21 protein-coding genes, 1 tRNA gene and 1 pseudogene are annotated in these 26073 nt (G+C 40.7%); 11 read left to right on the top strand and 12 right to left on the bottom strand.

Annotated elements, in window-relative coordinates; all coding sequences use genetic code 11:
- Positions 1–209, top strand: a pseudogene (locus VB693_RS26770) (insulinase family protein); the annotation flags it as partial.
- Positions 210–234: 25 nt separating this feature from the next.
- Here VB693_RS26770 and VB693_RS26765 read toward each other — a convergent pair.
- A complete protein-coding gene (locus VB693_RS26765; protein WP_323268888.1) occupies positions 235–681 on the bottom strand; it encodes a hypothetical protein in 447 nt (148 codons plus the stop codon).
- Between the two features lie 29 nt (positions 682–710).
- Between VB693_RS26765 and VB693_RS26760 the strand changes: the two genes are divergently transcribed.
- Positions 711–920 carry a hypothetical protein gene (locus VB693_RS26760; protein ID WP_323268887.1) on the top strand — a complete coding sequence of 70 codons (210 nt, stop codon included), beginning with the start codon at positions 711–713 and terminating at the stop codon, positions 918–920.
- A 26-nt stretch (positions 921–946) separates the two neighbouring features.
- Here the strand turns inward: VB693_RS26760 and murD are convergent, their stop codons facing one another.
- On the bottom strand, positions 947–2329 hold the full coding sequence (gene murD / locus VB693_RS26755) for a UDP-N-acetylmuramoyl-L-alanine--D-glutamate ligase (RefSeq protein ID WP_323268886.1): 1383 nt from the start codon (positions 2327–2329) through the stop codon (positions 947–949).
- Between the two features lie 83 nt (positions 2330–2412).
- A complete protein-coding gene (glyS, locus tag VB693_RS26750) occupies positions 2413–4563 on the bottom strand; it encodes a glycine--tRNA ligase subunit beta (protein ID WP_323268885.1) in 2151 nt (716 codons plus the stop codon).
- Positions 4564–5287: 724 nt separating this feature from the next.
- Here glyS and VB693_RS26745 point away from each other — a divergent pair.
- Together VB693_RS26745 and VB693_RS26740 are read left to right on the top strand one after the other, a co-directional pair.
- Complete coding sequence (locus tag VB693_RS26745; protein WP_323268884.1) at positions 5288–6580, top strand: glycosyltransferase family 4 protein; 1293 nt, start codon at positions 5288–5290, stop codon at positions 6578–6580.
- Between the two features lie 26 nt (positions 6581–6606).
- Positions 6607–7287 carry a polysaccharide deacetylase family protein gene (locus VB693_RS26740; RefSeq protein ID WP_323268883.1) on the top strand — a complete coding sequence of 227 codons (681 nt, stop codon included), beginning with the start codon at positions 6607–6609 and terminating at the stop codon, positions 7285–7287.
- 252 nt (positions 7288–7539) lie between these two features.
- On the opposite strand, the gene VB693_RS26735 is transcribed toward VB693_RS26740, so the two are convergent.
- The 4 genes from VB693_RS26735 to VB693_RS26720 all read right to left on the bottom strand — a co-directional run bounded on the left by VB693_RS26735 (position 7540) and on the right by VB693_RS26720 (position 11709).
- Positions 7540–7881: a helix-turn-helix transcriptional regulator gene (locus VB693_RS26735; RefSeq protein ID WP_190707095.1), complete on the bottom strand. Its 342-nt coding sequence runs from the start codon at positions 7879–7881 to the stop codon at positions 7540–7542.
- Positions 7882–8236: 355 nt separating this feature from the next.
- Entirely contained in the window at positions 8237–8680 is a 444-nt protein-coding gene (locus tag VB693_RS26730) for a hypothetical protein (protein WP_323268882.1), read from the bottom strand.
- An 897-nt stretch (positions 8681–9577) separates the two neighbouring features.
- On the bottom strand, positions 9578–9919 hold the full coding sequence (locus VB693_RS26725) for a hypothetical protein (protein ID WP_323268881.1): 342 nt from the start codon (positions 9917–9919) through the stop codon (positions 9578–9580).
- A 308-nt stretch (positions 9920–10227) separates the two neighbouring features.
- Positions 10228–11709: a CIA30 family protein gene (locus VB693_RS26720; RefSeq protein ID WP_323268880.1), complete on the bottom strand. Its 1482-nt coding sequence runs from the start codon at positions 11707–11709 to the stop codon at positions 10228–10230.
- Positions 11710–11941: 232 nt separating this feature from the next.
- On the opposite strand from VB693_RS26720, the gene VB693_RS26715 reads away from it, so the two are divergent.
- The 3 genes from VB693_RS26715 to VB693_RS26705 all read left to right on the top strand — a co-directional run bounded on the left by VB693_RS26715 (position 11942) and on the right by VB693_RS26705 (position 14873).
- Complete coding sequence (locus VB693_RS26715; RefSeq protein WP_323268879.1) at positions 11942–12439, top strand: HugZ family protein; 498 nt, start codon at positions 11942–11944, stop codon at positions 12437–12439.
- A gap of 169 nt (positions 12440–12608) precedes the next feature.
- Positions 12609–13493, top strand: a complete 885-nt coding sequence (locus VB693_RS26710) for an alpha/beta hydrolase (RefSeq protein ID WP_323268878.1) — start codon at positions 12609–12611, stop codon at positions 13491–13493.
- Between the two features lie 108 nt (positions 13494–13601).
- The gene (locus VB693_RS26705; protein WP_323268877.1) at positions 13602–14873 is read left to right on the top strand and encodes a nucleotidyltransferase family protein; all 1272 of its coding nucleotides are present in this window, start codon (positions 13602–13604) and stop codon (positions 14871–14873) included.
- A 110-nt stretch (positions 14874–14983) separates the two neighbouring features.
- Here VB693_RS26705 and glgB read toward each other — a convergent pair whose 3' ends face one another.
- Together glgB and VB693_RS26695 are read right to left on the bottom strand one after the other, a co-directional pair.
- Complete coding sequence (gene glgB / locus VB693_RS26700; protein ID WP_323268876.1) at positions 14984–17272, bottom strand: 1,4-alpha-glucan branching enzyme; 2289 nt, start codon at positions 17270–17272, stop codon at positions 14984–14986.
- A 301-nt stretch (positions 17273–17573) separates the two neighbouring features.
- Positions 17574–17646, bottom strand: a tRNA-Val gene (locus tag VB693_RS26695).
- A 106-nt stretch (positions 17647–17752) separates the two neighbouring features.
- Between VB693_RS26695 and VB693_RS26690 the strand changes: the two genes are divergently transcribed.
- From VB693_RS26690 to mazG, 3 genes are all read left to right on the top strand, one after another.
- Entirely contained in the window at positions 17753–18364 is a 612-nt protein-coding gene (locus tag VB693_RS26690; protein ID WP_323268875.1) for a metal-binding protein, read from the top strand.
- A gap of 128 nt (positions 18365–18492) precedes the next feature.
- Positions 18493–19125, top strand: a complete 633-nt coding sequence (locus VB693_RS26685; protein WP_323268874.1) for a hypothetical protein — start codon at positions 18493–18495, stop codon at positions 19123–19125.
- A gap of 94 nt (positions 19126–19219) precedes the next feature.
- On the top strand, positions 19220–20047 hold the full coding sequence (gene mazG, locus VB693_RS26680) for a nucleoside triphosphate pyrophosphohydrolase (RefSeq protein ID WP_323268873.1): 828 nt from the start codon (positions 19220–19222) through the stop codon (positions 20045–20047).
- Positions 20048–20116: 69 nt separating this feature from the next.
- Here mazG and VB693_RS26675 read toward each other — a convergent pair whose 3' ends face one another.
- From VB693_RS26675 to VB693_RS26665, 3 genes are all read right to left on the bottom strand, one after another.
- Positions 20117–21406, bottom strand: coding sequence for a PEP-CTERM sorting domain-containing protein (locus VB693_RS26675; protein WP_323268872.1), 1290 nt, complete (start codon positions 21404–21406; stop codon positions 20117–20119).
- A 159-nt stretch (positions 21407–21565) separates the two neighbouring features.
- The gene (msrA, locus tag VB693_RS26670; protein WP_323268871.1) at positions 21566–22231 is read right to left on the bottom strand and encodes a peptide-methionine (S)-S-oxide reductase MsrA; all 666 of its coding nucleotides are present in this window, start codon (positions 22229–22231) and stop codon (positions 21566–21568) included.
- Positions 22232–22347: 116 nt separating this feature from the next.
- On the bottom strand, positions 22348–24537 hold the full coding sequence (locus VB693_RS26665; protein ID WP_323268870.1) for a recombinase family protein: 2190 nt from the start codon (positions 24535–24537) through the stop codon (positions 22348–22350).
- A 93-nt stretch (positions 24538–24630) separates the two neighbouring features.
- Between VB693_RS26665 and VB693_RS26660 the strand changes: the two genes are divergently transcribed.
- Positions 24631–26013, top strand: a complete 1383-nt coding sequence (locus VB693_RS26660; protein ID WP_323268869.1) for a proton extrusion protein PcxA — start codon at positions 24631–24633, stop codon at positions 26011–26013.
- Positions 26014–26073: the final 60 nt, after the last annotated feature.

Here is a 26073-nt window from a genome sequence, read left to right as displayed (position 1 = left end):
ATTACGGTTATCCTGAAGATTTTCCATTTCGCTACCAAAAAGCCGTAGCAGCAACTACAGCAGCTGATGTGCAACGAGCAGCACAGCAATACCTCAAACCAGAAAATATGGTGACTCTGGTAGTGGGAAATCAAACAGCCATTCAACCGCCTTTGACGCAGCTGGCAACACAGGTGACACCGATAGATGTAACGATTCCTGGTTTATAATCTGCTAAATTCAAGCTTTTTTCTATCACTCAAATACCAAAGGCTCTAGAAATTTGAAAGCGATCGCATGAGCATCAGCATCAGCAACACCCAGTGTTTTGAGAATAATTTTAGCGATCTGCTCAGGGTGATCTGGCTCTGTCTGTCCTTCCAGAATACTACGCATTGCCATCAACCCTGTTCCCAAAATCAAATCAATCGCTGCCTGTAAGCTATCAACCTGAAAACGATTCAGTCGTATGCCTGCTTCCAGGTCGGTCATCACGCCTCTTTCTATGGTTTCACTCAGTGGGGCTGCCACTAATCCGATTCGGACAATTACCCATCCCCATGTAGAATCCTGAATCGATTGATGCAGAAATTGGCGAATAGCGATCGCCATTCTTTCGGCAGGATCAGCGATCGCCACAGACTGCGCCCAAATCTTTTGATTCATCTGATCACTCAGAGATGCCACAACCGCTTTCAGCACATCCTCTCGTGTTTGGAAATAGTTATAAAATGTTCCCCTGGCAACGCTGGCTTCTGCTCACTGCTGAACGACTTGCACAAGCAATTCAAAAAGCTGTGACAGATCAGACTATGCGCCAGCGTGCGGCTGATTTAGGGGCAAAAATCCGAACCGAAGATGCGATCGCAAATGCCATTGCCGTCATAGAGGAAATCAAAAACATGAGCAATGCCTCCCCAGAGACTGGAAGTCTGCCTTAATAGGGGTAAGACGGACTATTACAACCCTATACCTCTACACCCTCTTTTACGAATTCTAAACATAACTGCCGAAAGCGATCGCCTCGTACTTCAAAATTCGGGTATTGGTCGAAGCTAGCACAAGCTGGAGATAGTAATACTACAGATGCTTGATGTTGTTTGGCTAACTCTGCACCTCTAGGCACTGCATTCTCCATAGTTTCCACAATTTCATAATTGCTATAACCTACTGCTTGCAGACGTTGGGCAAATACTGGTGCAGCCGCACCTATGAGCAAGACAGCCGCCGCTTTAGTTTGAATACTTGCTAACCAGCCAATATCATCCCCTGGTTTAGCTTCTCCACCAGCAATTAACACCACTGGACTACTCACCGATGCTAGTCCGACTTCCGCCGCATCGTAGTTAGTGGCTTTGCTGTCGTTAATAAAATCAATGCCTTCCCAAGTGCAGATATGCTCTAAACGGTGGGGAACTCCAGGGAAGTCTCGCACGGCTTTATCTATCGCCTCTGGTGCAATCCCCGCCAATCGTGCTGTGGCTACGGACATGAGGAGATTTTGCTGATTATGCGCTCCCACCATCCGCAAAGCTGAGGCTTCAATGATTTTTTGGGGTGTAGAATCGGCTTGTAACTGCTCTACAACCCAATCATCCTCAATATAAAAGCCTTTTTCCCCAATCAGAAAGTCTTTACCTTTAACACTTGTCCAGTAGGCATCAGGCCAGTCAGTTACACCCACTTTTTGCAGATAAGCATCATCGCCGTTGAAGACTTGCAATTGAGACTGACGTAACAGCTTGGCTTTGATGTTGTAATAATTTTCTATAGTTTGATGACGAGCTAGGTGATCTGGGGTAAAAGTCGTCCAGATGCTAATCTGAGGAGCTAAAGACACAGAAGATTCTATTTGATAGCTGCTCATTTCTCCGATTACCCAGTCTGGTGCTTTTTCAGCTAACGCCGCTTCACAGGCAGCGTAGCCGATATTACCACAGGCTGGGGCATCAAATCCCGCCGTTTGAAAGATGGCAGCGATTAAGGCGGTGGTGGTGGTTTTGCCGTTAGTGCCGGTGATTCCCACCCAAGGCACTGCTTGCAGATTTCGCCAAGCTAATTCCATTTCGCCAATTGTTTCTATGCCTAATGCTCGCGCTTTTACTAACGCTGGGATGTCCCAAGGCACACCCGGACTAACAACAATTAAATCTGGTAAATCAGCACCATCTAATTCTAGTGAATACCCCAATTTAACGGTGATTTGTTCCTCGGCAAGTGCTTGTTGTTGTTTGAGAAGGTTTTCGGAGGCGTTGCGATCGCTCAGAACTACCTCCCAACCTTCCCGTTTCAACAATCTCGCCGCAGCAATACCGGATTTTCCGAATCCAATGATATGGGCTTTGGACATAGACTGTGGCAGAGTTCCCTGGTTAAGCACTCATTATGTTACCGCTAATTGGCAAAAATTACACCATATTTTGTTGCTTTACGCTACAAATTTTTGACGATCGCCCCAAAGTCAGCTAACACACGGGCGTGATTTCGCAATAATCCCAGTAAATTTAACCGATTCCGCTTAATTTTTGGGTCAGGATCAATCACCAAGACGCTATCCGCCCCATCAAAGAAATTACCCACTGTTGGCGCAATATTTTCTAATCCTGCTACTAACAGTTGATAGTTGCGTGATTGTTGTGCGGCTTGAGTTTGCGGTACTAGTTTGACTAAGGCTTCATAGAAGGCTGATTCGGAAGACTTTTGGAATAGTTCGGGACTGACTAAACTTGTGGGGTTTAGCTGTTTGGTATCCAAATCACCTTGGGCTGCTAGCCGTGTAGAACGGTTCACGGTTTCGTAGATTTTATCTAGTGTCCCGTCGCGACGGATTTGTTGCAGATATAAGGCGCGATCGCGTACATCTAATAAATCCTCTAATGCCCTTTCTGTATATTCTGGGTCATTTTCGCCTAAAACAGCGTTTACTAAGTCGTAATCAATTTGTTTTTCTTCCTGCAACAAGGTACGAATCCGTTGTAAGAAAAATTCTTGTAAGGCTGTGGTTAATTGGGCTAGGTCTTTGTTGTATTGGGTAGCAAAGTCAGAGGTGATTTGCTCTAATAGAGTGGCTAAATTGATTTGTAAATTTGCCGCCCAAGTAATGTTAACTACAGCGTTAGCGGCGCGTCGCAATGCAAAGGGGTCAGAAGAACCAGTGGGAATTAATCCCAAACCAAAGATACTGACTAAGGTATCGAGTCTATCTGCCAAACCGACAACTTGACCTGTTAAGGTTTGGGGGAGGATATCATCAGCACCTCGTGGTAAATAATGTTCAAAAATTGCTCTGGCGACTTCCGTTGATTCCCCACTAGCGATCGCATATTTTTGTCCCATAATTCCCTGTAACTCTGGGAATTCATAGACCATTTGGGTTACAAGGTCGGCTTTACATAATAATGCTGCTCTTTCGGTCTGTTGAGAAGCACTTGCAGTTAGTTGCAGTTGACTACTAATTCTTCCCGCAATTTTAACTATCCGATCTACCTTGGCACGCAAAGAACCCAAATCTTCTTGGAAGGTGACAGTTTCTAGTTGGGGTAAGTAATTCTCCAACGCCTTAGATAAGTCAGATTTATAGAAAAATTGTCCATCAGCTAGCCTGGCTCTGATTACCCTTTCATTCCCCACGGCGATAATCTCTGCTTTGTTGGGGTCGCCATTGCCAACGGTGACAAAATATGATTGCAGTGTAGTGGTACTCCCAGCCTGAAACACCGGGAAATAACGCTGGTGACTTACCATGACAGTAGTAATTACTTCCGTGGGTAAGGCTAAAAATTCGGTTTCAAATTTACCCACCACTGGGGAAGGCCACTCTACAAGGTTCGTGACTTCCGCTAACAAATCGGGGTACATTTCTGTACTACCGTTGAGTTTCTCAACCGCCGCCTGTACTTGTTCTTGAATTAAATTGGTACGTTCCTGGGGGTCTACAATTACGTGAGCATAGCGCAGGGTTTTAACGTAATCGCTAGCATTGTGAATGGTGACAGTTTCGGGATGTAAAACGCGATGACCGTGAGAGATGCGATCGCTCTGAATCTTAATTGCACCATTTTCTAATGCAATGGGCAACACCGACCCATCTAACAAACTCACTAACCAACGAATGGGACGGGAAAACCTCACATCCCCATCCCCCCACCGCATCAACCGCTTACCTTCCAAAGAGTAAATCCACTGGGGTATAAGTTCCGTCAAGATATCCGCCACAGGCCGGCCGGGGATGCTCTTCTGCACAAACACAAAATCCCCTTTTTCGGTGGGGCGCACTTCTAACGCTTCAATCGCTACACCTTGCTTTTTAGCGAAGCCTAGAGCAGCTTGGGTAGGCTGACCATCTTTAAAAGCTGCTTGGGCTGGTGGCCCTTTGATTTCTTCTTCCCGGTCTGGTTGCTGGGATGGTAAACCTGTAATCAGTACCGCCAAACGTCGGGGTGTACCGTACACTTCTACAGATTCATAGGCGAGGCTGTGGGCCGCTAAACTTTGGGGAATACGCGATCGCCACTGTGCGATCGCACCACTCAGAAAGTTTGCAGGTAGTTCTTCTGTACCAACTTCTAATAAAAATGCCGACATAGGACTCTGTTTTTAACGTTGCGTAGCTTAACTATATTATTGGTCAATTCCAACAGTTTACCTCGCCACAATGCTGACGTAGACTATGCCAAGCTACTAATGCATGACTTTCTTGCTAGTGTCCGTCTTTAGTCAGCCGCGATCGCCCATAGCCAAATACTGGGTTTTTGGGGGATATTTTTAAAGTTGTTTAAAACATCATAAATTGGCGTTGCATATTGGCAGGATGAATTGAGATTTTTGATCAATGCTAAACGCTTAACACACTTACAAATAATTGGATATACATAAAAATTTAATATTTAAATGAAAATTTGCAGAAAATTTTAAAGATTTGATGAATCACCCGTAAAAACCCTCAGGCATGGTGAATATAAAGCTACAATTCTTGTTAGAAAATAAAATTAACGATACCAAGTACAAATATCAACACCCACAAAAATCTATTGTTTTGGTAATTTCATTTAGATAGAATCTCAAAACCAATAACTTAATTCGTAGAAAGAGATTGATATCCTACTCCTAAGTAATTTTTCTACAGTAATTCGTAAAAATTTGTATTATGTATTTCTATAATCACGTAAGAAGTAAGATTGTATCTCTCGATAAAAGTATATGTGCTGCAAAAGTTTTCCAAAAACAGCCCTAAGCACTGCATCAAAACTCAGTTGACATTGACTGTACACGTTTTTTCAGGCTGATCTACAAAACTTACCTACAGCTCATGCAAATTCTGATTTATTCTTACAACTACCATCCAGAGCCGATTGGCATCGCGCCTCTGATCACCGAACTAGCAGAAGGTTTAGTAGAGCAGGGTCATGAAGTACGGGTAATTACGGGAATGCCTAACTATCCCCAACGAGAAATTTACGAAGGATATCGGGGTAAATGGTACATTACAGAAAAAAAGAATGGCGTGAAGATTCAGCGTAGTTATCTGCGAATTAAATCAAAACCCAATTTGATAGATCGGTTGCTTTTAGAATTAAGTTTTATATTTACCAGTTTACCGCAAGCCTTTAATGGTAAGCGGCCTGATGTCATTCTCCTCACAATACCGCCATTACTAGTTTCACTACCAGCGATCTTACTAGGTCGTCTGTATAAATGTCCTGTGGTACTAAACGTACAAGACATTTTACCAGAAGCAGCTATTCGTGTCGGACTGATGACAAATAAGCTAATGATTCGCTTCTGTGAAGCCATAGAAAAGTTTGCCTATCGTCATGCTACTAGAATTAGCGTAATTTCTGATGGCTTTTTAGAAAATTTAGTGAATAAGGGAGTCAATCCCCAAAAGATGGTTTGTATTCCCAATTGGGTCAATGTTAATTTCATTCGTCCCTTACCTAAGAGTAACCCTTGGAGAACTACTCACCAACTAGATGGCAAATTTGTGGTGATGTACTCTGGTAACATTGCTCTGACACAAGGCCTAGAAACTGTCATCGCCGCCGCCGCTTATTTGCGTCATATTCCAGATATTAGTTTTGTGATTGTGGGTGAATCTACAGCCTTGATCAGATTGCAGCAACATTGTCTAGCTTGTGGTGCAGATAACGTTTTACTCCTACCATTGCAAAAGAGAGAACAATTACCCGAAATGTTAGCAACTGCTGATGTGGGCTTGATTGTGCAGAAAAGTAATGTGATTTCCTTCAATATGCCTTCTAAGATTCCTCTATTGTTAGCAGCTGGCCGTCCGGTAGTGGGTTCAGTACCCGCCACTGGAACAGCAGCCAAAGTAATTACCGAGAGTGGTGGCGGTGTAATTGTAGAACCAGAGTCTTCAGAAGCATTAGCCGCAGCAGTGTTGGAGTTATACAATGATTCGGAACTAGCCGCTAAGTTAGGATATAAAGGTAGACAATTTGCTCTAGAGAAATTCTCCTTTGAGCAGGCAATTGAGAACTATGAAGATTTATTTTGTGATGTCGTAGGTCAAAGACGACCAAGTTTAGATAAAGCAAAAAAAATGAGTCAGCAGAAATCAGTTGTAGACATTTCCAAATAACCCCTGTCACCTGTTCCCTATCAAGAATGGAACTTGCGCCCCTATTACCAATAGCTTACCGGATTCTCCAACCGACTTTTCCCAACTGTCTATGGCGTGGAAATCTTCACACTAAAACAATCGCCCTCACTTTTGATGATGGGCCTCATCCTCAATACACACCCCAAGTGCTAGCAGTGTTAGATCGGTACAACATCAAAGCTAGCTTTTTTTGGTTGGGTGCTTGTGTCAATCGTTCACCAACCATTGCCAAAGCAGTGAGCGATCGCGGACACTGGATCGGGTTACATGGTTATGATCATCGCTCTTTTACTAGGCTCTCACCCAAAGACCTCAAAGGAAGTTTAGAAAAAACTCAAACCGCTATTTATCATGCTTGCGATATCCTACCTGTAAAAGTCCGAGATGTCAGACCTCCCAATGGGTTATTTACACCTAAAACTCTCAACTTATTTAGACAATGGCAATATCGTCCGGTGATGTGGAGTGTTGTCCCAGAAGATTGGGTCAGACCAGGAGTAAATAAAGTAGTACAGCGAGTCATGAAGCAAGTACAAAATGGCTCATTAATTGTTTTACATGATGGTGCTTGTGGTGGGCAAGATGTGGCCGCAACCATCCAAATTCTCATCCCTCATCTGCTACAAACAGGTTATCAATTTGTGACTGTTGATGCCCTATGGCAACAAACTCAAGCCAACTTTTGACAAAGTACAGAATTTACCACAACTAAGCATAAAAACTTATTAATGCCTACTTTCCCCGCAGAAACTAAGCTGATTTTGACTACTATAGCTTGATTTTCAAAGGGAATTTTAAATTCTGGGAAACACGAAAAAATCTATCCCATAAAATCTGTTAGTAAGGAGTGTCAGTACAAATAATTTCTTGGTATCGCAAGGTTTGATCTGGCTGACACACCCTACATAACATATTTAGATATCTTTCAAAGATATGTTTCAGGTGCTTTTAACTTGTGGTTGCTGAGTGACCTCGGTATCAGAAGTATTAACTGGAATCGGCTCATGATTTCCTAACAGTTGATGTAAGTCATTTAATGAAGCGGGTTTAGCTACAGACTCATCTGTTGACTCGCTTGTATAGTCTATTAGGTCTTCCACTTGACAATTCAAAGCTTTACAAAACCTAATAATTCTTTCAATATGATCTGTCCCAGTTCGTCCGCTTTCCCAGTTTTGAATAGTGCTTTCAGTTACGCCTACAAGACGGGACAGTTCAAGCTGGGTTAGCCCTGCTTTTTCTCGAAGCAAAGCGATCCTTGGTTTTGGCTTTTGTTTCACAGCTACAGCACTTTTATCTATCTATAGTCGTAGATCGTAGCACCAAAGAAAACCTACGCCTATAAAATTACTAAAAAAGTTTTGTATATTTGTTAAAATATTTTACATAAGGGACTAGCAATAAATAAGATTTATCTATACTTTCAAAGCAACACCGAAAAATATTTTGCTCTGGTAGGATCTCATACTCTTTTAGAGTTTAAAATTTGCTAAAAGTCTGCGGTGTCAGTTTCCGAAGTTTTGGCAATGGCATTAACCCTTATATGCAGCTTGGCTTTTCTTGTTAGGCTAGATATAAAATATCGTCCGTCGATTCTAGTATAATTTAGCGAAGCTAACCCAGAATAGCTCTATTTTAGAAAGATACCTGCAACTGAGTTTCTAGATTAACACGCAACCATAAATCGCGAAAAGACCAAATATAAAACCTATTAACCAACTCTCTAAAATCTTCTGGCTGATTAGTAATAATTGCATTCAATTGATAATGATTGAGACACACTACCTCTACAGCAGATTCAAAGTTTTTTAAAGGTGATAAACGTGCTGTGTGCATCATACTTTGGTCAACAATACAAATTTTAATATTTTCTCCTAACCAATCAACTACTATATTAGCCATCTGACGATTTTTTAAACAAGCAGTATAGGCATAAATTTTCTGCAAGCCAACATTTGTTAAGTACATTTGAATAGATGAATCTACCATTTCTAATAATTTGCTAACATCGGCTGTTAATTCACTCCGATTCATGACAGCTTCTAAGATTAAATCAGCATCAATTAAAATTCTGAACACTTTTAAATTTCCCTCTGAGAATTATCGATATATTTATCAAAAATTTTAGGACTACATTTATCAATATCCCGAAAGTTAGTAATATTTCTATTAATCAATCAGTACATAAATTTCAAATATCAACATTTTTTTCGCTCAAACCATTCAATTAAACAAGTTTGCAAGTAAGTAATTTACAGAACTTAGGTATCAAAGCAAGATATCAAGTCTGTTTTACTTCTACCAATTCTCCAGAAATAGGCAACAAATACAAACTCAGAAACCCTTGCGACATATGGCTTTATGAATTTTGTAGGCATAGCCTTTTCATCCCTACAAGACGCTATGCGTTGGCGTTAGCCTCTGTCTACGACACGCTCCGCGAACGGAGAGAACCTGTAGGGTATTTAGAATTTTGAATTGGTATTCCGTCTAGTTTACGGAACTCTCACTACAGACTCCTGCATTTTTATCTAGTAGATACAACCTGAAGAAATAAGATTCCTGTAATTATTGTAAAATTATCTGTAAGTCGTTAGACATTCATCAATTTCTACTCTTTAGTTTCCAAAAGTAGTTGAAATGTCTAAGCACTGACATTGATTTGACACCGATTGACACTGGAAGAACAGTAGATGGAATGACGCAAAATTATTGTTGATAGTTCCAAAAAGATCCCAAAAGTATTTTAAAATAATAAAGTTACTATTGATACTAGTAATAAGCTGATGTCAGTATTTTATATGCTGAGGAGAAACAGTTAACTATTGAAAAGTTACCGCTTTTTGGTCAATGCTGATATTTAGAGAAAAATTACAGATTGACCATGACATTTGATCAGCTTAAATAATTCCGCATAGAAGCGTAAACCCTCTTGGGTAATGGTAAAGAAATTCAATGTGAGCGATCGCAGTTTAGTTAACGTGATTCTAGTTTAGAAACTCGCGTCTCTAAGTTATTAACTTGTTGCTTTAATTCGACTACTAAAGTTGCCAACCTATCAAACATCTGCTCTCGCTCTGCTTGTGATATAGTTCTTCTCGAACCTGGAGGTATCGTAATTGGTGTTCTTGGGGATGGAGACTGTCGATTTTGATTGAATCTTGATTCTATTTGATTTAACCGTAACTCAACACGATTTAAATCCACTTGTAAATTATTCAGGCGAGATTCAACTTGCTGTGATGTAGCAGGGTTTGAGAGTAACCCCAGCCAGATAATAATGACCAAAGACACAGCGAGTAATAATCTGCGAAACATTGTATTAACTCCAAAAGGGGGAGATAAGTAGTTAGGCATAATTAAATATACAAAAAAACCTAGTTTGTAGTTGTAGCTTATTACCTGAAAAAAAATATCATTAGGAATAAAGTTTCTACTACAAATTTTAATTTATTAATCCCTAGCTACTTAGTGATGTACATTTATTATTTTAGCAATTCTCTGATATGGTATTTCTTCAGAGGTATACCATAGACCCTTTCTCACGGCAAAGAGAAGTCTGAGCGGCGGTTTCTGCCGAACAGAACTTCGAGGAAGGAGATTATTTCGAGAAAAATTATACGTTATTAATCAGGTTTTAAGTGAGAAAATAAATCTTGCCAATTAATATTTTGAGCAGTATTAGTTCCTTCTTTCACCTCAAAGGTTAAATTACAGGCATTATGTTGATTTAAAGCTTGTACACATAATTCTGCTATGTCTTCACGGCTGATTTTGCCTTTTATATTATCACCTTGCTCAAAAATTAACTCTTTACCTCCTACTTCTTCTGTTAATGCACAGGGTCTAATAATTGTATAGGGAATGCTACTGGCTCTTAAACTATCTTCCCCTTTTAATTTCCAAGTTAAAATACCTCCCAGTTGGTCATTTAACCTTACTGCTGGCGGTTCTTCATCTAAATTAATTCCCGGTCTTCCAGGACGAGTTACGCCTGCGGAACTAACGTGAACAAATTGTGGTGTAGTTGTTCCCCCATAAGCTTTCATAGATTCCAACTGCAAAGCAAAGTTACCTGCTGAAAAATGGGGATTTAACGCACCATCATATTCAAATTTGCTCAACATCAGTTGAAAAGAACTAATTGTACTTTGATCAATTGCTGGGGCATCTTTAACTATTTTGGCTCGAAATACAGGTACAAAATCAGTAAAGGGAATGCGGACATTAATCCAAGTGTTAGCTACAGTATCAAATGAATAGCTGTAACCTAATCCGTCCCATTTGCTATCAGTCCGCAGGAAGAGTTTATAACGCTGTCCATCACCTTTAACACGCAAATCTACACCTTTATAGCCAGATAAATTAAAAGGTGGCTCAAAATTTTTCGTTCTCACAGATGCAAATCCACCAGAATTAGCTGTGGAAACATTACCAGTAAACACAGCAGTGTTATCTAACAACTGCATATTACTCGCACTTACGCCTCCCATAACGACATCATCTAGCGCACCCCAGATATTTCTTAATTCTGTGGAGGGATTTGTAAAATCAAATATAAGTTTTTCATCGGCTGAGGATAGATATTTTGCAGCCGCATCAACTAAGTTTTTCACTCCTTGATATTCTACAGTTTCAGGAGTGTCACCCACAATTTCTGGTTGGTAAAATTTTACACCTTGATAGTATTTAGCCCTATCTGCTGTGTCTCCTTCTACTGGCTGTACACGCACCGCTGTACAACAAATTACGGCTTGAATATTAGCCATAACCATTGGAGTTAAAGTTTCTGGTTTAGTGATATCCGCAGCTACTAAATCAACATTATTACTAAGAATTGACCGGGCTTTATCAATATCTCGCACTAGTGCGCGGACTTTATAACCTCGTTCTAACAACCGCTTAACTACTCTTTTACCAACGCCACCCGTTGCACCTGCTACTAGTATTACACCCACGTTTTTTGCTCCATTAGGTAGATATTGATGATCATGGGGGCGACCTTGGATTAATTGCTGTACCCAGGTCAGGAAAGGAAATACCTCGAAGTAGGTCAAGGTTTCAACAAATCTGCCTAAGTCCCATTGAGAACGATTTTTATCAGCCACAGTTGCATCTTCATAATTCTCTTCTTGCTACATGATAACGGAGTGGTGAGTGCTGAGTTATGAGTCCTGAGTAGTGAGTGGTGTTAGCGGTAGCGCGGCGTTTAGCCGCTGCTGAGTTATGAGTTGTCTATCCTTGGCTGGAGTAACTAGATGATTGATTAGTTAAACATCTTATTGTTACAGCGCGTTAGGATAATTAATTAGGTATGGCTAAATAAATAGAAATTTACTTATGAGTCAACTAGAAAAAGCTCAAGCTGAGTATGAAGGTTTTACTCAAGATTTTGAGAGTGTAATTATTAGTACAGTAAATGAGCAGAGTATTCCTAATGCTAGTTATACTCCCTTTGTGATGGATGATGCTAAGAATGTATATATATATGTAAGTGGGTTATCAACTCACACTCAAAATATTTATGCTAATCCTCATGTATGTGTTTTATTTATTGAGGATGAGACAAAGACTAATCAGATTTTTGCTCGTCGTCGGTTGAGTTTTGATTGTACTGCTACTCTGATTGAGCGAGAATCTGATACATGGAATCAAGTAGTTGATCAATTTCAGCAACGTTTTGGTGAGATTATCGAAGTTTTGCGCAGCTTGGCTGACTTTCGCATTTTCCGCCTGACTCCTACTGAGGGAAGATTTGTGATTGGGTTTGGAGCAGCATACCATATCAGTGGCGATCGCCTAAATCAACTCACCCAAATCACTGGCGACAAAGCATAAAAGTGCTGAGTAATGAGTAAAAAGTTAATTCAACACTTGAAGTATCCTTAACTTCAATCCACTAGATTTATCTAATAACTAACAGACCACTAACAACTCAGCACCGGCTAAACGCGGCGCTACCGCTAACAGCACTACTACTCACTACTCACTACTCATCACTAACCCTATGCTTCAGTTTCAACCGCCTGGTTTTGGGCATAAAGTTATCAATACATCTCTAGGAAAAACAGTTTACTATACTCAAACTGCTGCACCTTGGCTGAATACTGACACTGAAGACTTACCGCCATTACTATTTCTGCATAATTTTGGTGGTGGTGCATCTGCTTACGAATGGTCAAAAGTTTACCCGGCTTTTGCTTTTACTCATCGCATCCTCGCGCCAGATTTAATTGGTTGGGGAGAATCTGCTCATCCAGTCCGGGATTATCAGATTCAAGACTACCTAACAACAATTACCGAACTTATCACCCAAACTTGTCACCAACCTGTAACAGTAGTAGCTTCTTCCCTTACTGCGGCTCTAACTATCCGTTTGGCTATTCAGCAACCTGAGTTATTCAAAAACCTGTGTTTGGTGTGTCCTTCTGGCTTTGATGACTTTGGCCAAGGTGCGGGACGCAGACTACCACTACCAATAATTAATACACCCTTATTAGATAATCTCATTTATGCCCTTGGGGCTGAAAATGAAGTTGCAGTCAGAAACTTTCTCGAAAGTTTCCTGTTTGCTCAACCAAAACGCGTCACTCCAGAAATAGTAGAAGCTTATCTCACCTCAGCACAGCAGCCTAATGCTAAATTTGCGGCTCTAGCATTTTTACGCGGTGACTTGTACTTTGACCTGAGTTTGTATATACAACAACTCAAAATTCCCACAGTATTGTTTTGGGGAGAGAAAGCACAATTCACCAGCATCAAGCTAGGACGGCGGTTGATGAGTTTAAACTTAAGTGCTATTCAAGAATTTTATGCGATCGCAGACGCAGGAGTCCTACCCCATCTAGAATTACCAGCCGTATTTACTGGTCTATTACAGCGTTTTGTGTAAAGACTTTACCGAATTTTCATATAACTAGTTGTTCACTGATGAAATTAGATCAGAAAATCAAACAAGTGTGTTTCATCAAAATAACCGGGCTAGTAAGTTCTACACAAAATGATTGCATTACCGCAAATATCTGCTCAAACGCAGCCATTAACCACCAACAAAGAAGCAGAATTGTTGGTCTATTGTGCTAACACTAAAATCGACTCAGAAACAGCAGCCAAAATTAAACAGCTAGTAATAGCAGAAATAGATTGGAATTATTTAATTAAAATTGCTATTTGGCATAGAGTACAAACACTTCTGTATTCGAGCCTCAAGGAAACTTGTCCAGATGAAGTTCCCCAGAGCATTTTGGAATCTTTACACACCCATTGTCAAAAAATCACCCTCAATAACTTACTTCTGGCTCACAAACTTGTTAATATCCTGAAATTACTTACAGCTAATAATATTCGCGCCATTCCATTTAAAGGGCCTGTCTTAGCAACTTTAGCCTATGGTAATCTGGCATTACGAAAATTTGGCGACCTTGATATTTTAGTAAACAAGCAAGATATTCCCAGAACAATAGAACTTTTGCAAGCTCAAAAATACCAAACAAAAGAATATTTAACTGAAGCACAAAAAGAACTGCAAGAAGTATTTTGTGAATACAGTTTGCTGAGTGAAGACGGAATGATATTAATAGACCTGCACTGGGAATTTACACCAACTTATTTTGCTTTTAAACCAAATTTTGATGTTTTGTGGGAACGCCTGCAACCTATCTCTCTTGCTGGTAGCGATATCCTGCAACTTTCCTTAGAAGACTCAATACTATATCTTTGCGTTCACGGCTGTAAGGATTTATGGCAAAGATTATCTTGGATTTGTGATATTGCCGAATTAATTAAATCTCATCCCGAACTTCAATGGACAAAACTCTTAGAGCAAGCTAAAAAGGAAGGTTGCGAACGAATGCTGCTACTAGGCTTATTCTTGGCAGAAGATATCCAAAAAATAAGTTTACCAGCAGAAGTTCAGCAAAAGATTCACAAAAATCCTATTATTACAACCCTCTCTACCGAAGTAAAAGAAAAACTGTTGATTCAAAGTGATGAACCACTAGATGTATTTGAAAGGTCTTTTTGGTCTTGGCGTTTAGCTTTTCATTTCCGAGTTATGGAAAGCTTTAAACATAGAGCTTTACTATGTCTTTTTGTGTTGAGATTTGCCATGACTCCCAAAGATAAAGATTATGTCTCTTTACCTTTACCCAAATCTCTCTCTAGTCTTTATTATTTAATTCGTCCCATCAGATTAATCATCAAATTTGGATTAACACCATTGAAGCGGGGTCTTAATTTATGTAATTCTTGGTTAAGCGATCAAAAGTTATAAGTGCTGAGTTAAAAGTAACGCATCAGTTTTGAAAATACTCTGCGTTACTTTGCGGTAACTTCGCGCCCCTCTGCGTTAAAAAAGGGTGGGAATTACCCACCCCCTTAAAATTACGAATATAGAGCTTTAGCAGTCGTCTCTCTATCTAACTTAAGCATTAACACACCCAAAGGTGGTAAACATAAATCCAGCGAGTAAGGATGATTGTGCATTGACCAATCATCCGTCCATTTACCGCCTAAGTTACCCATATTACTACCGCCATACTGACGGGAATCACTATTGAATAACTCAGTATAAAATCCTTTTTCTGGTACACCAACGCGATAGTGAGAATGTGGTTGCGGTGTAAAGTTACAAACCACTACCAGAAAATCCTCTGTATCTTTGTCACGGCGGATGAAGGAAACTACACTATGGCGGTTGTCGCTACAATCAATCCACTCAAACCCCTCTTTCGCAAAATCCTGAGTGTACAAAGCAGGCTCAGAACGGTAGAGATGATTTAATTCTTTGAAAAATGTTTTTAATTGTTCGTGTGGTTCATGCTGTAACAAATGCCACTCCAAATCTGCCCAGACATTCCACTCACTCCACTGTCCGAACTCCATGCTCATAAACATGGTTTTTTTACCTGGGTGAGCAAACATATAGGCAAATAAACTACGGACATTAGCACATTTCTGCCATGTATCACCCGGCATTTTGCCAATAATGTTGCTCTTACCATGTACGACTTCATCATGAGACAAAGCCAGCATAAAGTTTTCACTGTGGTTATACCACATACTAAAGGTGACGTTGTTTTGATGGAACTGGCGGAACCAAGGGTCCATGCTGAAGTAGTCCAGCATATCGTGCATCCAGCCCATATTCCACTTCAGGTTAAAGCCCAAACCACCTGTATAGGTAGGCCAAGATACCATCGGCCAAGAAGTGGATTCTTCCGCAACGGAAACAACACCAGGGAAATAACTAAAAATCAGATGGTTTACCTGACGCAGAAAATCTGCTGCTTCTAAGTTTTCTCTCCCGCCATATTGGTTGGGTAACCATTCGCCATCTTTGCGGCAATAGTCAAGGTAGAGCATGGAAGCAACTGCATCTACCCGAATTCCATCAATATGGTACTTGTCAAACCAGAACAAAGCATTGGCTACTAAGAAATTGCGGACTTCGTTACGGTTGTAGTTAAATACCAGAGTTCCCCACTCTTTATGTTCACCTTTGCGGGGGTCGGCGTGTTCGTACAGGTGAGTACCATCAAAAAACGCTAAACCATGCCCATCTTTGGGGAAGTGGCCAGGAACCCAATCTACGATTACGCCGATGTCGTTTTGGTGACATTGGTCAACAAAATACATAAAGTCTTCTGGACTACCAAAACGAGATGTGGGAGCGTAGTAACCAGTGACTTGATAACCCCAAGAGCCGTCAAAGGGATGCTCGGCAATGGGTAATAGTTCTATGTGGGTGTATCCTAAATCTTTAACGTAGGGAATCAGGCGAGCAGCTAATTCTCGATAGGTCAAAAAACGTGCGCCTGGATTTAATTCCGCAGCAATGACTACTGGCTCAGTTTCCCCATTAGGTAATCTAGCTGGTTCTGCGCTGGAAGCTTGTAACCAAGAACCTAAGTGTACTTCGTAAACTGAAACTGGCTGCGTCAAAGGGTCTGTATGACGGCGTTTCTCTAGCCAGGTTTCATCTTGCCACTCGTAGGAATTTAAATCGGTGACTATAGATGCTGTTTTGGGGCGGGGTTCTTGTTGAAAACCATAGGGGTCAGACTTTTCGTAAATGTGTCCTTCCCAGTTTTTGATTTCGTATTTGTAATGCGCTCCAATTGCTATTTCGGGAATAAATAATTCCCAAACCCCTGTCGCCCCTTTACGCATCTGGTGTTTACGCCCGTCCCATTCATTGAAGTCACCTAAGACAGAGACATTGCGAGCATTGGGGGCCCAGACAGCAAAATATACCCCTTTGACACCATCAATTTCGGTGGAGTGAGCTCCTAGTTTTTCGTAGATGCGATGATGATTGCCTTCGGTAAATAAATGTAAGTCAAAATCTGTTAAGTGGGGAGAACGAAAAGCGTAGGGATCATAAATGACACGCTCATGTTCTCCTTCTTTTATCTTTAATTGGTAGTTAGATAACTCAGAAATTTCAATAGTACATTCAAAGAAATGGGGATGATGTACCGATTGCATTGGATATTCTATTCTTTGTTCAGGCAAGACTACCCATGCTGCGCTGGCATTGGGTAGGTAGGCCCGCACAGCCCAAACGTTTTTGCCGTTTTGGTCTACTAGATGAGAACCGAGTATTTCAAAAGGATCTTGATGCTGATTCCAAACGATGCTATTAACCTGCTCAGGGGCGATCGTGGTCATGGACATTAAGCTACCTACGTAAAATAAACTGATTGACTAAATCGGGTTTTGTATATGTATATTCTTTACATTTATTTGCAATTTTGTCGCCATCGTTATCCTATCTCAGAATGAGTCACTGAGATTAGAGAAATGGGGGATACTGACAGGTACAAGTTTTTGAAAGTCTTTTTTCTCGCAGATGTAATACTTTACACCCAAAGACCTGTGATCACAAGTTAGCCCTCTGCCAACAGCCCAAAGCTGCAATATCAGTAAGAAGAAGCTATAAATGTGGATATAATAATTAGGTAAATAAATATGGGTAGTACCAGACTCGAACTGATGACATCCTGCTTGTAAGGCAGGCGCTCTACCAACTGAGCTAACCACCCATTCGCGCTTTTCTTTTTGCGCTCATATCTAAACAATATAGCAAAATATTTTTGATTGCGCTAGTATTTTTGAGAAAATTTTTAAAATATTTTTGAGAACGTTTAAATGCCCTCTGGTCGAACGCACGATCGCATTACTTTATGGGCGTTGCCAATGGTGGCGGGTATGACCTTTTGGCAGACTCGCAGTGGCAATGTAACTTTGTTGGTGGCTGGTGGGTTTATGTTTGGCGGGTTGATGTTCGGCCCTGACTTGGATATCTACTCGCGTCAATATCAACGTTGGGGTGTTTTACGCTGGATTTGGCTGCCTTACCAAAAAAGTCTCCGGCATCGCTCTTTTTTATCCCACGGGCCGATTATTGGCACGACGCTGCGGGTGGTTTATCTCAGTAGTTTGCTGGCTGTCGTGGCAATTTTGATGGTGGCTGTAGCTGAAAAGTTATGGAATGTGTCTTTTACGTGGCAGGATTTAGAGGAGACTGTGGGGCGATCGCTATCCAGTTATGCTACAGAATGTTTTGCCTTATTCTTAGGCTTAGAATTGGGTGCGATGAGTCATTCTCTCAGCGACTGGGGCGGTTCGGCTTACAAGCGATTTCGCAAGCAGGGGATTCGGGGAATACTTCCTAGGAGCAAGATGAAGAAGCGTAAAGTTACCAGTCGTGGTAGTCGTCGGTTGCAACCAAAAATTACTAAACCCCGCACAAAGGAATAGTTGTTTCTCCAGCCAAATCCCAAATCACTTGATGCTTACTAGTAAAAAGCAGCAAATATACTCAAAACCAAGATACATTATGGTAAAAAGGCTCATTTGAGTCTTATCGGTGAAGTGAATCATAAATTATGTTCAAAACCCGGACGTTTAAAGTAGTGGCTGTATCTAGTTTAATTTTGGGGACAGCAACTTCAACTGCAATGGCTGTTCCTGTATGTCAGGGCATTACACAGAAATCGGAAGAAAAAACCTTGGTGGCTCAATTGGTGGATGAAGACACTAACCTGAAATTTGAAGCCCGTGGTTGCTATAGAACTAAAAGTACACGAGTGATTTGCGATGTTTTAATTACAAATTTAGGTAATACACGTCCTAAAATTCGATTTGCGGCTACTGACACTTATAAACCATTGACAAATGCCATCGATTCTTCTGGTACTGTATATGCTACCAATGAATTAAGTGCTGGAGGTTCTACTACTAAGTCTTGGGTTGATCTCAACTTTGCTCCTGGTATTCCCACAAAAGTCAGCTTCATTTTTGAAATCCCAGTACAAGTTAAAGAATTAACTGCTTTAGATGTAGGTTACTTGCAATGGATTAATTCATCTCAAACGATTCCGAAACAAATAGCTCTTTCTAAGATTGGCACTATAGGAGCTAAACCCAATGCTGTGTCTACAGTAAATAGGGGCAATAATTCTAACTGTACTTGTCCACCGAGTTCTACTCCCCCTCGCCGAAAAGCCCAAATAAAGTAGTTGAATAAGTAGGATTGAGGAGTAATATTCACCTCAATCATGCCTTTAATTCATCACTTTTGATCTGCACGGAACGCGGAAGTATTTAATAGTTATGGAATTGAATCAAAATCAAGGGAATAGAAAAACTTTGGCCGCCTTACAGGAGTTAATTGAGGTGGTGGCGAAATTGCGATCGCCTGATGGGGGTTGTCCTTGGGATTTAGCACAGACTCCTGAAACGCTGACACCTTATGTGATTGAGGAAGCTTATGAGGTGGTAGATGCGATTAAAAATGGGACAGAGGCAGACATTGCCGAAGAATTAGGTGATTTGCTCTTACAGGTGGTGTTACAGGCGCAAATAGCTAGTGAATCTAGTCAATTTTCTCTCCAAGAGATAGCCCAAGGTATTACCCAAAAGTTGATTCGTCGTCATCCTCATGTGTTCAGTGATGTATCGGTGCAAAGTGTGGATGAGGTGCGGCAAAACTGGGAACAAATTAAGGCGACTGAGAAAGGTGAATCATCTTCAGAGAGTCAAAAACTTAGTACCAAACTCAGCCGCTATGGACGGACTCTTCCCCCACTCACCGCAGCGATGAAGATTTCCCAAAAAGCTGCTGCTGTTGGGTTTGAGTGGGAGAATATTGATGGGGTGTGGGCAAAGTTCTATGAGGAGTTAGAGGAATTTCAACAGGCTGTCGCGGAGGAAACACCGGAACGCCAACAAGCAGAGTTAGGCGATTTGTTGTTTGCAGTGATTCAGTTAGCCCGTTGGCATAATCTAGACCCCAGTGAAGGTTTACAAGGCACAAATCAGCGATTTATCCAGCGTTTACAGAAAATGGAGGCAGTAGTTAACCGCCCCCTCTCTGATTACAATTTGGATGAGTTAGAAACTCTTTGGCAACAGGCAAAAGCTCAACTTGCTCAAGAATAAGAATATATCGAGTCTACAAGCAGATGGTTGCGATCGCTTTCCTTAATTCAGTTTTGTTGTGTCAAAATGTTAAATTTCTATACGAAACTTGTTGACCTTTTTGGAACGCATTCTACGGAAATTAGCACCGAATCCAGCAACCAGACACAAACTTAAGATAGTTGAAGGTTCTGGAACTGGGCGAGGTGTTTGAATATCAGTGTTTTGGGTGATTGGTACTTGACGTAATTGTATTTGACCTGTGCTTGTAAATGTTAATCCTGTGACAAAAGCAGTAGGATCATTAGGATCAAGTTCTGCATTGGGTTCAATGCCTAGAATGCGGAAGCGATTTACTCCACCCGCACCAAAATTGTAGGTATCACCCCCTGCAAGAATTATTCCCGAATCAACAAAATCGTTCAATAAACTGTCAAATGTCCATAGATCGTACAAATCATCCCCAATACCAGTTGGCAGTAGAACAGAGGCAAAGTTAGGCCCGGAATCAACGATATAGTCGTAACCAATTGCAACTACAGGGTCAATAAATATTGGCCGGTTGAGATCACCAATGTTAAAATTGAATAAGAATCCATCTTCTGTAACAACTGGTAACAATGGATTTTCTGGAGTTGAACCAGGCAATTCTCCGCTACGGATAGCAAAAGACCACAAGCCTGGTACAGGAGTAAGTAGATTACTGAGGTTTTGCAAGTTTAAAACCTCGCTTGTTCTAGAACCAGGAAGAGTCAAAAAATTAGTGTTATCACCTGCATCAAAACCTGCCTGAGCGGGTGTACCACCTAACCCATCCGTCCCACCACTAGCATCTCCTGTTGTCCACTGCAATTGACCATAACGGTATTCAATGTCAAAGTTTCCCGCCCCTGTGTCGCTCCGATTCCGAAGGACTGTTTGGAAGGTATTTGTCTTATCATTATTTGCAGCATAGTACCCAACATTGTTCCAGGTGACGACAACAGTATCTGGGTTGGGAGATGCAACATAGACTTCACCGCAAAGTCCACAGCGTGTATCAACGTCTGCCCAGTAGGGCGCGATTATTGGTTGGTTGGCAATAGGGAAGGAATTAGGCGTAAAAGTACCTAATGGACTTCTAAAGGTAAGGTTGCCGTTATTGTTGATATAGAAATTATCAAAAGTTTCACCAAAAAAGTTGATTTGGAATGGTAGATTGAGCTGGTTGGAAGAACCGTCATCGTTTCGGCCTAGAGCTAAGTCACCGAAACCAGCAGAACCTCCAAATCCATCAAGAATAAGGCCGGCAGCTTGAGCGTTACTGGCTGTTCCTATGAACATAAATGCTGCTCCCAATGTAGCCATTGAGAGCTTTTTCAGAATACTAGAAGTAGGCATGAAGTCTTAGGTTTATTTCAGTTTATTTAACCTAAGTAAGAGATTAATCTTTTCCTCTCAGTGATTACAATCATGTATCATGAAGCAATGGCCAATTTTTCAGTAATTTTACATAAAGATAAAGTAAATATACTTTCATTGACTATCATATTGCTTTCCTTATTTACCTTGAGATTCTAAGACACCTATAGGACAAGACACATTTGTCCCGCCTAAGCCGCAATACCCATTGGGGTTTTTAGCTAGGTACTGCTGATGATAGCCTTCTGCATAGTAGAATTCAGGGGCATCAATAATTTCTGTGGTAATTTCTCCATATCCGGCAGGGCTAAGGGCTTTTTGATAGGCATCCCGTGAGGCTTCGGCTAGCTGTCTTTGGGCTGGGGAATAAATATAAATTCCTGAACGGTACTGAGTGCCAACGTCATTACCTTGGCGCATTCCTTGGGTGGGGTTATGACTTTCCCAGAAGACTTTGAGTAATTCGGCGTAACTAATCACGTTGGGGTCAAATACAACAAAAACTACTTCGTTGTGTCCAGTCGAGCCAGAACATACTTCTTCATAGGTGGGATTAGGTGTGAAGCCAGCAGCGTAACCTACAGCCGTTGTATAAACGCCCTCTTTTTGCCAAAACTTCCGTTCTGCACCCCAGAAACAACCCAAGCCAAACATTGCTTGTTCCATTCCTTCAGGGAAGGGAGGTTTAAGTGGGTTGTTGTTGACGTAGTGATGGGCAGGTACGGGCATGGTTTGTGTTCTTCCTGGTAAAGCTTTCTCAGGAGTGGGGATAACCAGCTTTTTGCCAAATCCAAATAATGCCATTGTTTTCAACTCTGATTTTTATAGATGTGTTTACTTTACTTAATATTTTAGTAGTTTTGGCGACGAAGCAGAGGGGCAGGAGAGTAGGGGAAACAAGGTAGACAAGGTAGACTTTTTCAACACTCAAAAGGTATACAAGCATGAACTAACGGTAATAAAGGCCCCAGTTGTTCTTGTCCATTGACTGCTAAATCGCTATGACACAAATAAATTTTATCGGATACACGCGATAGTAAATCGGTCAAAATCCGTTGTAATCTCGCTTCTTCTGTTAGCTTTTCATCTTCTGCTGTCCAAGGTTGCCCTAATCTATCTTGCAAGAAAAATGGCGCACCAAACAAGGTAGCAGCCCCACCTTTTGCCCATAGGGGTGAACCGGCATCCAACCAAAAATGCCAACGGTGAAATCTTCTACTAGCCCGGTATTGGAAGATGGTTGCTAAGGTGATAGCCTTCCTGGTTTTGCCCATAGAACGTAGAGGGTATGGGTTGGCGGTAATTGTCCCCCGCCGCAGTAGTTGAATGAATTCGGCGATCGCACTATTAGAGACACGATTCATCTCGTCTGGGGTGTTTGGTGTTGTTTGTTTTAACCTCGTGTCAATTTCCCAATAGTGTTGGGCAGTTTCTAGTAGTTCTCGCAGTGCTGCTAGTTGTTCGTAGGGGAGGTTACTACCATTCCACAAAAAGCGTTGAATTGCCCTGTCTAAAAGGGAAATGGGGCTGGGAATTAGACGCAATTCTTGCTGCGATCGCTGTTGTTCTAACCACTGTAGAATCTCTGTATAGGCTGTAGTTGCAGCGTAGCCAATGCGATCCCAACGTTCAAAGGCTGTAACTGGTAACAAGCTGGGGTGTTCTGGATGGGGGACAAAGCAGTAATCTGCAAGTAATCCTGCCCGTACTGGGTCAATTTTTGTTGAGAGTGGGGAGTAGGGAGTAGGTAATGAGGCAGGAATTTCTGATGGTTCTGGTTTTGTACTCAAGATAACTAGCATTTCTGCTACGGCATCCCGGTCTACCAATCGTCCCAAACCAGGGTAGACTAAGGCTAGCATGGTGAGTAATGCCCGAATTACTGGTGAACTAATCAGGGGACGTTGGTCATTGAGCGACTCGACGGGGATATTTTGCTTGGTGAGGATTTCTACTAGGGTATAACGAGCGATCGCATCTAAACCAGGGGCAATGATAGCCACCTCTTCTGCTGCTACCTGTCCAGACTTAATTGCATTACCAATTACTTCTGCTGTTTGTCGCAATAGTTGGGAACGAGAAGTCGTTTGGATGGACTGTACTACTGTTGGTAAATCTGACAATACCAATGATGTATTCAGTGATTCCACTATTGGCGCAGCTAGTCTGTTAGCTAGAGAGTCAACAGCAAGTCCCAGCAAAGTTTCTATTTGACAACGCCTCGCCAACCCTGACATATAATCAGGATCTGCCCCCAAACCCAACCTGACCCCACCATCAGGATTGTAACTAAACGCACCTACCGCTCCCTGATCTAATAGCAATTCTAATAAATCACGCACTACACCAGGATATTCATCCACATCATCCGCCAAGACAGCTTGATAACGGTTGGCTAAGTGTTGTTGGTAATTCTCGTTAGTTAATAAATACTGAGTGTAGAGTTCAGTAATAATCCCATAGGTGAGTAATCCTCTCTCTAAACACCAATTACGCCAATCTAACAGTAAATTTGCCATAAATTCTGGCTCTAGATTGACATTATTTTCCTCTAAACCTGTTTGCAAAATTCCAGCGATATCCTCGCAAGGTGTACCACTGTAAGCTGCTAATTGCATTAAATCTAAGATGCGCCTCACTAAGCGGTACTCATTTACCCCAACACGCCTTAATATTTCTTCATTTAACTCTGTTTTCCAGAGTTTAGTTGCTAGTTCTTGCTCAGTTTCTGGGCGCAATCGTACAGGAAATTGTGCCTTGAGATTCAACAATTGAATCAGTAAAGGCCAAAATAATATTACATCATCTTGAAAAAAACCTAATGGAGTTCTGACACGAACTGGATACTTTCCTTGGGTATTAGTAGCAATTTTATCACCCAATTCTCGGCGATTATCATCATTGGCAGACAAAACTAAAATTCCTGGTTTGGCCTGTTGCATCAATAAAGATGGAAGCGTGTAAGTGCTTGATTTTAATTTTGCTTTTTTAGTATAAAATAATTCGTACATTTCTTTTTCATTTTGCAGCCAACTCCCAAATTGCTCTACCAATCGGCTAGTCTTACCACTACGGCTATTACCTATAATCCAAACAGAATTATTAACCATAAACCTTATCCTTAGCAGATTTATTATTATACTTTGCGTTAACTTAAGGTTAATAATCACTACATAATATACAATCCAGGAAAATTAATTAAGATGAACAATTCTATCTTTAACCAAAAAATTTATCCTTTTTTACTATCCGCTTATCGATGGTATTTACAGACCCCAGAACGCTCTTTAGAAGAAGCTTATAAAGCAGCATTGAAAATCAAATCTATAGAAGATGAATATTTTAATGGTAATACAATAGATTTGAAATCATCCATGTACAGCAGTAGTGTGATGGATTATTTTGAATCTGATCTCAAAAAAGAATTAAAATTAGTCAGAATGCGTTTAACGGAATTTCGATTTAGCCGATGGTTTGCCAATGAATCTAATCAAAAAGCTGCTAACAAAGCAGGCATAGAGTATCTTAACCCTACAGAAATTTTAGAAAAATTAAATTTTATTGATAATATTACCTCCAAATACACTGACTTTAATCAAAAAACATTTTCTCAATCTGTAGCCAATGAGTCTCCAAATATTCCTAATAAAACAGTACCAAATAATAACCCATCTTTAACCCATACCCCAGGAATCATTAAATCTAAAAATAATGATTTAGTAGAACGTATCTATGCACCGACATCACCACCAGAAAATCCAGATCAAATTAAAAAGAAGCGTCCCAAAGCTGATTCTATGGGAATTTTACCCCGTTCTATCCTCAGCACTATTGGGAGATTGCAGATTGAATTAGATCCTAATTCCGAACAAGATGTTGTGCAAAATTTCCGGCAAGCACAACGCAGAACAATAATTTCTATTAGATTTATTTTACTACTTATTATAATACCTCTTTTAACCCATCAATTATCAAAAGCTTTAGTTTTAGGTCCACTTATTGATCGGGTTAGAAACTCTCAAGTAGAGCAAGTGTTTCTCAATGAAGAAATGGAAGAAGAAGCCCTATTAACATTACAAAAATTTGAAGAGAGAATCAAATTTGAAAACTTAATTAGCGATGCACCCCCTCTTTCTTCAGCAGAAATAGAAATTCGGATGAAAGAAAAGGCTAAGGAAGTAGCAGAGGACTTTCGTCGTGAAAGTGCTAATGCCATTAAAAATGTTTTCGCAGATATTTTTTCTGTGGCTGCGGTTATTTGGTTGCTAATCGTGAGTAAGCCTTCTATTATGGTGCTAAAAGATTTTTTTGATAATGTTGTTTATGGTTTAAGTGATAGTGCTAAGGCCTTTATTATTATTTTGTTTACTGATATCTTCGTAGGTTTTCACTCTCCACATGGTTGGGAAGTCATCTTAGAAGGTATAACTCGTCATTGGGGTTTACCAGCCAATCGAGACTTCATTTTCTTATTCATTGCTACTTTCCCAGTAATTTTAGATACCATCTTTAAATACTGGATATTCCGTTACCTCAACCGGATATCACCATCCGCAGTAGCTACATACCGTAATATGAATGAGTAAACACATCAACAATTTACAATTCAAAAATCAATAGACTTGTCTATAAAAGATAAAAAGCTT

Origin of the sequence: Anabaena sp. UHCC 0399, assembly GCF_034931465.1 — a bacterium.
Lineage (GTDB): Bacteria > Cyanobacteriota > Cyanobacteriia > Cyanobacteriales > Nostocaceae > Trichormus > Trichormus minutissimus.
This window is presented reverse-complemented; position numbering and strand designations above follow the sequence as displayed.

Coding starts and splice junctions, on each gene's coding strand:
- VB693_RS26760 (WP_323268887.1), top strand. CDS start 711: ATGTTCCCCTGGCAACGCTGGCTTCTGCTCACTGCTGAACGACTTGCA.
- murD (WP_323268886.1), bottom strand. CDS start 2,329: ATGTCCAAAGCCCATATCATTGGATTCGGAAAATCCGGTATTGCTGCG.
- glyS (WP_323268885.1), bottom strand. CDS start 4,563: ATGTCGGCATTTTTATTAGAAGTTGGTACAGAAGAACTACCTGCAAAC.
- VB693_RS26745 (WP_323268884.1), top strand. CDS start 5,288: ATGCAAATTCTGATTTATTCTTACAACTACCATCCAGAGCCGATTGGC.
- VB693_RS26740 (WP_323268883.1), top strand. CDS start 6,607: ATGGAACTTGCGCCCCTATTACCAATAGCTTACCGGATTCTCCAACCG.
- VB693_RS26725 (WP_323268881.1), bottom strand. CDS start 9,919: ATGTTTCGCAGATTATTACTCGCTGTGTCTTTGGTCATTATTATCTGG.
- VB693_RS26715 (WP_323268879.1), top strand. CDS start 11,942: ATGAGTCAACTAGAAAAAGCTCAAGCTGAGTATGAAGGTTTTACTCAA.
- VB693_RS26710 (WP_323268878.1), top strand. CDS start 12,609: ATGCTTCAGTTTCAACCGCCTGGTTTTGGGCATAAAGTTATCAATACA.
- VB693_RS26705 (WP_323268877.1), top strand. CDS start 13,602: ATGATTGCATTACCGCAAATATCTGCTCAAACGCAGCCATTAACCACC.
- glgB (WP_323268876.1), bottom strand. CDS start 17,272: ATGACCACGATCGCCCCTGAGCAGGTTAATAGCATCGTTTGGAATCAG.
- VB693_RS26690 (WP_323268875.1), top strand. CDS start 17,753: ATGCCCTCTGGTCGAACGCACGATCGCATTACTTTATGGGCGTTGCCA.
- VB693_RS26685 (WP_323268874.1), top strand. CDS start 18,493: ATGTTCAAAACCCGGACGTTTAAAGTAGTGGCTGTATCTAGTTTAATT.
- mazG (WP_323268873.1), top strand. CDS start 19,220: ATGGAATTGAATCAAAATCAAGGGAATAGAAAAACTTTGGCCGCCTTA.
- VB693_RS26675 (WP_323268872.1), bottom strand. CDS start 21,406: ATGCCTACTTCTAGTATTCTGAAAAAGCTCTCAATGGCTACATTGGGA.
- msrA (WP_323268871.1), bottom strand. CDS start 22,231: ATGGCATTATTTGGATTTGGCAAAAAGCTGGTTATCCCCACTCCTGAG.
- VB693_RS26665 (WP_323268870.1), bottom strand. CDS start 24,537: ATGGTTAATAATTCTGTTTGGATTATAGGTAATAGCCGTAGTGGTAAG.
- VB693_RS26660 (WP_323268869.1), top strand. CDS start 24,631: ATGAACAATTCTATCTTTAACCAAAAAATTTATCCTTTTTTACTATCC.